Annotated in this window: 4 protein-coding genes; 1 reads left to right on the top strand and 3 read right to left on the bottom strand. The window is 71.7% G+C overall.

Going from position 1 to position 8,676, the window contains the following annotated elements:
• Nucleotides 1-60 precede the first annotated feature (60 nt).
• The 3 genes from D7Y21_RS38455 to D7Y21_RS38445 all read right to left on the bottom strand — a co-directional run bounded on the left by D7Y21_RS38455 (nt 61) and on the right by D7Y21_RS38445 (nt 5,843).
• Nucleotides 61-1,560, bottom strand: coding sequence for a trypsin-like peptidase domain-containing protein (locus D7Y21_RS38455; protein WP_121718360.1), 1,500 nt, complete (start codon nt 1,558-1,560; stop codon nt 61-63).
• A gap of 102 nt (nt 1,561-1,662) precedes the next feature.
• Nucleotides 1,663-3,252 carry a glycoside hydrolase family 57 protein gene (locus D7Y21_RS38450; protein ID WP_121718359.1) on the bottom strand — a complete coding sequence of 530 codons (1,590 nt, stop codon included), beginning with the start codon at nt 3,250-3,252 and terminating at the stop codon, nt 1,663-1,665.
• Nucleotides 3,253-3,278: 26 nt separating this feature from the next.
• Entirely contained in the window at nt 3,279-5,843 is a 2,565-nt protein-coding gene (locus tag D7Y21_RS38445) for a DUF4912 domain-containing protein (protein WP_147469502.1), read from the bottom strand.
• Between the two features lie 228 nt (nt 5,844-6,071).
• Here D7Y21_RS38445 and D7Y21_RS38440 point away from each other — a divergent pair.
• The coding region (locus D7Y21_RS38440; protein ID WP_233612457.1) for a glycosyltransferase family 4 protein at nt 6,072-8,676 on the top strand (2,605 nt) is incomplete at its 3' end.

Below are 8,676 nucleotides of genomic sequence, written 5' to 3'. Positions count from 1 at the left end.
GCCCCCACCCCCACCGCCGTGCTGTCACCCAACGAGACGTAGTTGACGCTCATCCCCAGCTCAAGGCACGGTCAGCGCGCGCAGCAGGCGTCCGCCGCCGGGACCGGCCACGCGCAGCAGCAGCGTGCTGCCCTTGGGCGCGGCGCGGATGGCCGCGGCCAGCTCCTTCGCGCTCGCGATGGGCTTCTTGTTCGCCTCCACCACCAGCATGCCCGGCGTCAGCTGCGCGCGGTCCGCGGGCGAGCCCGGGACGATGTCGGTGATCAGCGCTCCGGCGCGCTCGGTGAAGCCCGCCTGGGACGCCGTGCGGGCATCCAGGTCCTGCAGGGACACGCCCACGCGGCGCGAGCTGTCCTGCTCGTCGGTGGCCCCCGGCTTCTTCTTGGACAGGCCCTCCAGGTCCGGCCGGGTGCCCATCGTCACCTTGACGTCCTGCTTCTTGCCGTCGCGGTAGAGGGTCAGCGTCGCGACGGAGTTGGGCTTCTTGAGCGCCACGGTGCGGGTGAGCTCGCTGTCGGAGCGCACCTGCTTGCCGTCCACGGCCACCACCACGTCGTCCGGCTTGAGCCCGGCCTTCGCCGCCGGGGAGTCGGGGGTGATCTGCGTGAGGATGGCGCCCTCGCTCACCGACAGCTTCAGCGCCTGGCCCAGCTCACGCGTGAGGGGCTGGATGCCCACGCCCAGCCAGCCGCGCGTGACGGAGCCCTCCTTCTCCAGCTGCGGCAGCAGCGCCTTGATGAGGTTGCTGGGCACGGAGAAGCCGATGCCCGTGCCGCCGCCGACGATGGCGGTGTTGATGCCCACCACCTCGCCCTTCATGTTGAAGAGCGGGCCGCCGGAGTTGCCGGGGTTGATGGCCGCGTCCGTCTGCAGGAAGTCGTCGTAGACGCTGGCGCCGATTTCACGGGCGCGCGCGGACAGGATGCCCACGCTCACGCTGGAGGCCAGGCCGAACGGGTTGCCGATGGCCAGCACCCAGTCGCCCACGCGCACGGCGTCGGAGTCCCCCAGCTTCACGGAGGGGAGCTGATCCACCTTCTCCTTGATCTTCACCACTGCCACGTCGGTGAGCGGGTCGCGGCCCACCACCTCGCCCGTGAACGAACGGCCGTCGTCCAGGCGGATGGTGATGGTGACCGCGTCCTCGATGACGTGGTTGTTGGTGAGCACCAGGCCCTTGGGGTCGATGATGAAGCCGGACCCGGCGCCCTGGCGGATCTGCTCGCGCTCGCTGCGTCCGCCGCGGCCCCGCCCGTTGCCTCCGAAGAACCGGTCGAAGAGCGGGTTGTTCTCCATGCCCTCGGGCACTTCCGGACGGGCCTGCACGTCCACGTTCACCACGGCGGACTTCACCGACTCCACCAGGGGCGCCAGCGAGGCCAGCGACTGGGCCTCACGCGTGGCGGGCTGGAGGTTGCCGGCCTGACCGGTGACCGCCGGCTGCGTCTGGGGCGCGGGCGGCTTGGGAGCAGGAGCCTGCGCGAGGGCGAGCGTGGGTGATGCCAGCACCAGCACGGCGGCCACGAGCTTGCGACGGAACAGAGGGAGCGTGTGGGTCATGGATTTCCTCAACCTAAAGCGGAAACGAAGCCCCGCAACCGGAACGACAATGTCCGGTGACGGAAGGTGAACCCCCAGCCCGGCCGCCTGTTCCCGGACCGCTCAACCGGGCCGGTAGACGCGGTAGTCCAGCTCGGGGAACAGGTTGTTGCGGCCTTCGACATGGGACAGCCACGACTCGTCGACGGTTCCAGCCCGCACCTGGTCGTGCAGGCGCAGGAAGCGCTGCAGGTGCTCCTTCGTGCGGCGCACGGCGTAGTCCACCATGGTGCCGGTCTTCATGATGAAGGCCCAGTCGGAGGCCTGCGCCAGCAGCAGCTCGCGCGCGGCCTGGTTCAGCGCCCGGCGCTTGAGGGACGGCGCGTCCGGGAAGTCGCGGGCCAGCTCCACCATCTGCCGCGCGGCGTGGTTCAAGTGCCGGTAGATCCAGTCGTTCGTCCCATCCAGCCACATGTTCGCGTAGCCGCCCGCACCCCAGGAGGACAGGGGCGGCGTGGCCACCTGGTTCTCCGGGTGCTCGCGCAGGTCGTCCAGCGGGCTGATGAGCGTGAAGCGGCTGGGGTTGCGCGCGGCCTGGCGGATGAGGGCGTCGATGAAGTGGGGACCCTCGAACCACCAGTGGCCGAAGAGCTCCGCGTCATAGGGCGCGACGACCACGGGCTTGCGGCCGCCCATGCGCGACGCGAGGTATTCGAACTGGCGCTCGCGGTTGAAGAGGAAGTTGCCCGCGTGGACCCAGGCGCGCTCGCGGGCGGCGGCCGGGTCGTAGGGCTGCTTGTCGTTCGTCTTGCCGGTGATGCGGAAGTACTTGAAGCCGGTGTTCTTGCGGTCGCCGGTGGGCTGGATGAAGGGCCGGATGTAGTCCAGGTCCAGGTCCCAGCCGATGTCCCGGTAGAACTCGCGGTAGACGGGGTCACCGGGGTAGCCGTGCTCGGTGCTCCAGACCTGCTGGCTGCTCTCCGGGTCGCGCGCGAAGGCGGCCACGCCGGGCTCGGTGAAGATGGGCGCGTAGGGGCCGTGCAGCGGGCGGGGCGTGGCGTCCGTGAGCGCGTGCGTGTCCGCGAAGAAGTAGCGGATGCGCTCGGCGGAGAGGATGCGCTCCAGGCCCGGGTAGTAGCCGCACTCGGCCAGCCAGATGCCGGCGGGGTCGCGGCCGAAGTTCTGGCGGTAGTGGTTCGCCGCCACCGTCACCTGCGCGCGCACGGCCTCCGGCGTCTGCTGCATGAGCGGCAGGAAGCCGTGGGTCGCGTTGCAGGTGAGGATGTCCAGGTGGCCGGAGTCCTGGAGCCTGCGGAACGCGGCCACCAGGTCGCGCCGGTAGTGGTTGTGGTACGCGAGCCGCAGCGATTCGAAGTGGTCGCGGTGGAAGACGGCCAGCGGGTGGAAGGTGGGGTCGTCCCGGGTGCGGTGCACCTCGCGGGCGCCCAGCTCGCAGAGCGAATCCAGCCGCCGGGCATAGCGCTCCCGCAGCAGGTCGTCGTTGAGCATCGACACGAGCGTGGGCGAGAGTGTCATCGTCACCCGGAAGGGGACGCGGTCCTCGACCAGCCTGTCGAACACACGAAGCAGCGGCAGGTACGTCTCGGAGATGGCTTCGTAGAGCCAGTCCTCTTCGAGGAAGTCTTCGTACTCGGGGTGGCGGACGAACGGCAGGTGCGCGTGAAGGACCAGCGCGAGGGAGCCCAGGCTCATAGGTCGGTCGGAGAGGCCGTGCGGGTTCACTTCCGTCCACGGCGCGAGGGCCGGGACTTGGCGGAGGACTTGGAGCCCGAGGGCTTGGGCTCCGGTGGTTTCTGGGCCGCCTTCGGAGGCGCGGCGGGTGGGGACTTCACGGCGTCCGCCTTCGCGGGCGGAGTGCTCGGAGCCTCGGCCTTCGTGGAGGCAGGGCTCGGAGCCGCGGGGCCTTCCACCTTCGCGGGCGAGGGGCTCGCGGGCACAGCGGCCGGTGCGGCCCGTCGCGAGGTCTCGGCGGCCTCACGGGCCCTGTCGAGGGCACGCTGTTCGGACGCGGACGGCCCCCGCGACACGCTCAAGGCCCACGGGTCCGTGGGAGGCTCGGGCTCCGTGGGCCGCCACGAATCCGTGGAGGCTGCTTCCTGTGCTGATGGACCCGAGGGGAACGAACCCTCGGCCTCCACCGGAGCCGATGTCGCGGCGGGACGCGTAGACGAGAGGTCCCGCGCTTCGAGCACGTCCCCCCGTGAACGCGGTGACTCCGGGGACCAGGCATCCGAGCCCCCGGCAGCACGCGACGCACCGGGCTGATCCGACTCACCCGTAGCGCGATCCGCGGAGAGGTTGCGCTGATCCGAAGCCCCTGCCGCCCGAGGCACCATCAGGTATTGCTGATCCGACGCACCCGTGGCGCGATCCACGGACAGGTAGCGCTGATCCGAAGCGCCCGCTGCACGTGGCACGGTGAGGTACTGCTGGTCCGACGCGCCCGTCGCGCGATCCACGGACAGATGGCGTTGGTCCGAAGCCCCTGCGGCACGAGGCACGCTCAAGTACTGCTGGTCCGAAGCCCCAGCCGCGCGAGGCACGGTCAGATACCGCTGATCCGAAGCGCCCGCAGCACGAGGCACGCTCAAGTACTGCTGGTCCGCAGTCCCCGGCGCACGTGGCACCCCTACAGTCCCCTGCCCTCCCGCCACGTACCGCTGGTCCGAAGCTCCGGGTGCACGCGGCACCTCCAGATAGCGGTACTCCGAAACACCGCCCGGCAGCAGCGCCTGCCCGTACCGCTGATCCGAAGCGGCCGGCGCGCGCGGCACCTCCAGGTACGGAGTGCCCACCACGTCTCCACCGTACCTCTGATCCGAAGCACCCGGTGCGCGCGGGACTTCCAGATACGGAGACGCCACGTCGTAGCGCTGGTCCGAAGCGCCCGGAGCCAGCTCCACGGCCAGATAGCGCTGATCCGACGCCCCGGGAGCGCGAGACGGGGCCAGCACCGCGCCCTCACCGAGCGTCGCCTCCCCCACGCGCGCATACTGCTGGTCCGACGCCCCCGGCGCGCGCGGCGCGCTCTCCAGATACGTCTCTTCCGCGTAGCGCTGGTCCGAAGCTCCGGCGACGCGCGGCGCATCGACATAGGCCACGGTGCGCTCGCGGTGGACCTCCGGCACGTCCACCACTCCGGCGCTCCCCGGCAACTGCACCCGGCGCCACGTGACGTATTCGCGCTCCTCCAGCCGAGGGACTCGCGTGGACGCCGCCGTGGGGACGGCTTCGCGCGACCGGTCCACCACCGGCGGAGGCGGCATGCGCAGGAACCGGATGGACGTGTCCGCCGACGGCCCCGCGGGCGGCAGCGTGGCCCGATTGGACGAATGTCCAATGCGGCGCGACCGCCCATCCGAACCGACGAAGTGCGCCTCCACCCGGTACGTGCGCCCGGGCGTCATGCCCTGCAGATAGAAGCTGCGCGACTCCAGCGCGAAGTCCACCTCGCGCGACACGCCCTCGCCATCGAACACCTTCATCACCGCGCGCGGCGCCGGCAGGTCGTCCAGCGCCCGGCTCCGGCTCGCGTCACTGAAGTCCCAGAAGACGAAGAGCGTGTGTGGATCCCTCGCGAGCAGCACCATCGCGTCGTCCTGGTAGTCCAGGGGCAGCATGGCCAGGTGCTCGTTCCGCTCGGGCGACGCGTCCGCCGGAGGAAGGCGCGGCGCCTGCTCCTCCAGAAGGTGATGGCGGCGCGCCTCCTTCTCCCCCGCCATCTTCGTCACGAAGAACCCCTCCACCAGGGGCTCGGCGGCATGCGGCGGCTCGCTCGCGGGCGCGGGCTTCGCGGCGGCGGGCAGGTCCCCCTTGGGAGAGCTCGACGGGCGCGGCGTGGGTGCTTCCGGCGCCAGGGGCACCGTGTCCTCGTCGTCCGGGTCGCGGCGATCCTTCACTCGGGCGGGGAACGTCACCACGCGCGCGGGCCGCGTCTTGGGGCCGCCGCTGGGCTCCGTGATGGGCTCCTCGGAAAGTTCTCGTGCCTGCGGCGCGGCGGTGCTTTCGGGGGGAGGCAGGGGCACGGACTCGGACGTCGGGCCCTTGGCGGAGCGGGAATCCGCCGGGCCGGAATCCAGGGCCCGCTCCTCGCCGCCCACGTCACCCGAGCCGCGCCGGGACGTCGTCAGGCCGGCCATGCGCGCGAGCCGCCCCAGGGCGGGAATGCGCTCGGCCAGCGAGGTGACCAGCTCCCGCCCGCGGGACGCGCCAGCTCCCTCCCGGAGGTATTTCCGGGCCAGCTGCCGCAGGTAGCTCACGGTGACGCCCTTCCGCTCATCCATGGACACCTCGCCTCGTTATGACGCGGCATACAGGGGGTCAACGCATCCGTCACGGGATGTGTTGTTCCGCCGACCCCCTTCTTCATCCGTCACGCCCGATGACACCTCACCCCGGTCCAAGTATCCTGCGACCGCTTGAGCGACCTGCCCAGACTTCTCCTGTGCAGCTTTGACGTCATCCCCGGCCCGTCTGGCTCCTCACGCCGACTGACCGAGTATCTGAAGGCGTTGCCTGATCGCTTCTCCGTGGTGGTGCTGTCGGCGAAGACGCCCGACCACTCCCATATCGAGAAGTACCAGGGCGCCCGGCTGCTCCGCGTCCCGGTAGGCTCCGGGGACCTGGCGTCGCGCATCCAGTCCTTTGAACGGGCCGTGCGCCGCCAGCTCGAAAGCGAGGACTACGCCCTCGCCCACTTCACGGACCCCTTCGGCGGGTACGCGCTGTGCGAGCTGAAGGCGGACTACGGCTACCGCCTCATCTATGAGGCGCAGACGTTCCCGTCCCAGGAGCTGCGCTACACCCATCCCCAGACGGACGGCGACCGCCGCTTCCTGTCGAAGATCCGCCGCCAGGAGCTGTTCTGCCTGATGAACGCGGACCTCGTCGTCACCGGCTCGCAGACGACGCGCGCGTTCATCCAGGGGCTGGGCGCGGCGGAGGACCAGCTGCGCACGATTCGCGCGCCCGTGGACCTGAAGCCGTACGACCCGGAGGTGCTCGGCGCCCCGGACGGTTCGCCCCTTAGAATGATGTACCTGGGCAGCCACGTGGGTTGGCAGGGCCTGCCCACCCTCTTGCGCGCCACCGCGCTCGCGGCCCAGCAGGTGGACGTGCGCCTGACGCTGGTGGGTGCGCACCATCCGGACTGGAAGCCCCACCTGGAGGACCTGGTCAACGACCTGGGCATCAAGGAGAAGGTCGACTTCCAGCCGCCCGTCGCGCACGACGACCTGGTCAAGGTGCTGGCGCTGGCGGACGTGGGCGTGCTGCCGCTGGACGATTCGGAGCGCAACCGGCTCCAGGGCGGACCGCTGGCCAAGGTCTCTGAATACCTGGCCGCCGGCCGGCCGGTCATCGCCGCGGACCTGCCCGTCACCCGCGAGCTGATTCCGAAGGACGCGGCCATCTTCTTCCCTCCGGGCGACGCCCGCGCCCTCTCCGAGCGCATCCTGGACCTGGCGCGCGACGTGCCCCGCCGCGTGGCGCTGGGCAAGGCCGGGCGCGCGTTCGCGGAGAAGGTGCTGGACGCGGGCCTCATCCGGGGCCAGCTGCTGGACCTCTACGACTCGCTGCTGGAGAAGCGCGGCCACATCCCGGTCGAAGCCGCCAGCGAGCCGCCCGACGTCACGATGACGGGCACGCCCACGAACCGGCTCGCGAGCCTGGGCATGCCGGAGGCGTCCCAGCCCGCGCCAGCGCCCAAGCCGCCCGCGAAGCCCGCCGCCCAGGCCGGGTCCGACGAAGCCGACCCGCCCCCCGCGAAGGATGGCGCGGAGGACGCGCCCGTGGTGATGGGCATGGCCCTGGACGACGGGATGGACACCCGGCTGGTCAAGACCGAGCCGGACATGCGGCCGGACGAAGTGCCCATGGTCATGGGCCTGCCGCTGCGCGAGTCCGCCATGGCCGCTCCGGCCCCCGCGAGCAGGGAAGCCACTCCGCCTCCGGAGCCCGCGGCCAAGACGACCGACGACACCGCGAAGACGACGCTCCCCTCCGCCCCCGCGAAGGACCCGGAGCCGGAACCGCTGGGAGGCCGTGGCGCGGAGCCGCCTCCGCCCACGGAGATGGTGACGAGTCCGCTGGTGAAGGCCCTCGGCTTGAAGGAGGTCAGCGGGGACGACGCCGGGGATTCGGACGAGGAGTCCCGAGCCTCCGAGGATGGCTCCTCCGGAGCGACGGCGGTGGTGCGCCGGCCGGTGGAAGTGGACGAAGACGACACGAGCACGCCGGCCCCCACGCCCGTCGTGCGCAGGCCCGCCTCCGAGGATGAGGCCCCCGCGCCCACGCCCGTCGTGCGCAGGCCCGCCTCCGAGGATGAGGCCCCCGCGCCCACGCCCGTCGTGCGTCGGCCCCTGCCGGAAGACGAACCTCCCGCGGCCACGCCCATCGTGCGCCGTCCCACCTCCCTCACGGAGGACGACGAGCGCGCGCCCACGCCCGTCGTGCGCCGGGCCGGGGTCATGCGTGAGGAGGAAGAGGCCCCCGCGCCCACGCCCATCGTGCCCATGCGCTCGTTGCTGACCGGGGCGCGAAGCACGGGCGCCGGCCGTGCACAGCGGCCGCAGGACTCCGCTCCCTCCGAACCCCCGCGTCTCTTCCCCACTCACTCTCCCATGGCCGACACGGACAAACCGCCCATCCGTGGCGGCCTCGCCGCGGATCCAGGCCGGCCCGCCTCCCGCCCTCCGGTGCTCGCGGAGTCCGACAAGCCGCCCATCCGCGGAGGCTCCGTCTCCGATGCGGACCGCCCGCCGCAGCTGCCGCCCCGCGCCGCCGCGCCGCCGCCTGTTCCGCGCCAGGGACCGCCCCGGCTGATCCCCACGCCGCCCGTGCTGAAGCCCTCCGTGTCACCCGACGACGAGCCGGAGGAGATCGCCGCCGACGAGGCCCAGTCCCTGGACGACGACGCCGGGAACACGCCCGCCAACGCCAGCGCGGCGCTGGACGAGGCGGAGGAGATCGCCGCCGACGAGGTCCACGACGCGGACTCGCTCGACGTGGAGGCCGCGGACGCCGAGGAGGCCGTGGATGAAGGGCCTCCGCCCGCGCCGCCCGACTCCACCCTCAACCCGTGGTTCGCCCAGCTCGCGCACGGGTACTGTCCCCCCG

Source organism: Corallococcus sp. AB045 (assembly GCF_003668895.1).
In the GTDB taxonomy this organism is placed as follows: domain Bacteria; phylum Myxococcota; class Myxococcia; order Myxococcales; family Myxococcaceae; genus Corallococcus; species Corallococcus coralloides.
This window is presented reverse-complemented; position numbering and strand designations above follow the sequence as displayed.